This is a genomic window from Neisseria sp. P0016.S008 (assembly GCF_051957775.1).
Taxonomy (GTDB): Bacteria; Pseudomonadota; Gammaproteobacteria; order Burkholderiales; family Neisseriaceae; genus Neisseria; species Neisseria flavescens_B.
In genome coordinates this window covers 1-253 of record NZ_JBQCWB010000034.1, presented here as the reverse complement: position 1 = coordinate 253, position 253 = coordinate 1, and the positions used below count along the sequence as shown (strand labels likewise).

Here is a 253-nt window from a genome sequence, read left to right as displayed (position 1 = left end):
CGCCGAAACCGGGTACAGAATTGATTTTTGAAGGCGATATCCGCGCCGTCATGATGGTGCGTGCGGAAGAATTGTTTTGCCTTAAATTTGAAGGCGAGCAAACCGTTTACGAACTTTTGGAGCAAAACGGCCATCTGCCCTTGCCCCCTTATATCGACCGCGCGGCCGATGATGAAGACGACAGCCGCTATCAGACCGTGTCCGCCAAAGATCAAGGCGCAGTGGCCGCGCGTTCGATATAAGGGGGCAAGGG

1 pseudogene is annotated in these 253 nt (G+C 54.5%); it reads left to right on the top strand.

Annotation, left to right across the window (positions count from 1 at the left end):
• Nucleotides 1-230 (top strand): annotated as a pseudogene (locus tag ACTHS8_RS10870) (S-adenosylmethionine:tRNA ribosyltransferase-isomerase); the annotation flags it as partial.
• Nucleotides 231-253: the final 23 nt, after the last annotated feature.